General features: G+C 58.3%; 2 protein-coding genes. Both read right to left on the reverse strand.

All coding sequences use genetic code 11. The features are described from left to right. On the reverse strand, positions 1-116 hold a 116-nt coding region (locus EN750_RS34645; protein WP_189526686.1), incomplete at its 3' end, for a dihydrodipicolinate synthase family protein. Positions 117-163: 47 nt separating this feature from the next. Further along, positions 164-1,318, reverse strand: a 1,155-nt coding sequence (locus EN750_RS34650; protein WP_127399301.1) for an aldehyde dehydrogenase family protein, incomplete at its 5' end; no start/stop codon positions are given.

Here is a 1,318-nt window from a genome sequence, read left to right on the forward strand (position 1 = left end):
AGTCCGGATGATCCTTCCTCGATCTGCCACCCGATGAGGTCACGGAGCGCGACCTCATCGACATGACCATCAGCAGCAAATGGTGTGACCAGCGCGGTGATGGAACCCTTGAACATTCAAATACTCCTAAGTGCACTGATGGAATGAGTGGCCATGGCCGCGGTCACCGCTTCAGACGGTTGATGCACACGACTTTCGGTTGCGTCATGTCCTCATAGGCAAACCGCACCCCTTCGCGTCCCATGCTGCCATATTTGAAACCGCCAAACGGCATGGCGTCGAACCGGTAGTCGGAGGAGTCGTTGATCATGATGCCGCCGGCATCGATCCTGCTTGCGGCCTCGAGTGCCGCCTCCAGGTCATTTGTGAAAATGCCGGCGTGAAGGCTGTATTCGGGGCTATTTGCCAGGTCGATCGCATCAGCCAGCTCATCGAAGGGCTGCAGGATGACGATCGGGGCAAATACTTCCTCGTTCCACACATCACAGCTTGCAGGAACATTCTCCAGCACCGTCGGCGCGTAGAGGTTGCCGGCTGGCTTATGGCCGCAAAGCAATGTCGCGCCGGCATCAAGCGCACGGTCAACCATGGCAGCCGCTTTACCGACCGCCTTTGCGGAAATCATCGGACCGACATCGATGTCAGCGTCGAGAGGGTTGCCGGTCTTGAGCTTCTTGGTGTCTTCGACGAACTTCGCCTTGAACCGCTCATAGATGGAGCGCTGGATCAGAATCCTCTGCGTTCCGATGCAGTTTTGCCCGGCCGCCCAGTAGGCTCCCGATACGCAGCTCTCGACGGCAGCATCAAAGTCGCAATTCTCCATGACGATGACAGGAGCATTGCCGCCAAGATCCATGGCAAGCTTCTTGATGCCGGCATTTTTTGCGATGGCCTCGCCGGTGGCGAAGCCGCCGGTGAAGGAGATCATCCGGACGTGTCTTGCCGAAACAAGAGCTTTGCCAAGCTGCGCTCCGCCGATAGCAACGGTGATGACCTCGTCGGGCAGACCGCTTTCGACAAGCACCTCCACCAGCTTGATCGCCGAAAGAGGCGTGAGCTCCGATGGCTTCAACAGAACGGCATTTCCACCGGCGATGGCCGGGCCAAGCTTGTGAGCCACAAGGTTCAGAGGGTCATTATAGGGCGTGATGGCGGTGATGATGCCCAAAGGCTCCCTCGTGTACCAGCCCTGACGGGACTCCGATCCGACATAGGAGTCAAAGGGGATCACCTCACCGGCATTGCGCTTGGCCTCATCCGCCGAAAGCCTCAGCGTGTTGACGCAACGGCTTACCTCTTTCCGTGCCTGGGTCCTGTC

The sequence above is a fragment of the Mesorhizobium sp. M7A.F.Ca.ET.027.03.2.1 genome, from assembly GCF_003999175.1.
GTDB lineage: Bacteria > Pseudomonadota > Alphaproteobacteria > Rhizobiales > Rhizobiaceae > Mesorhizobium.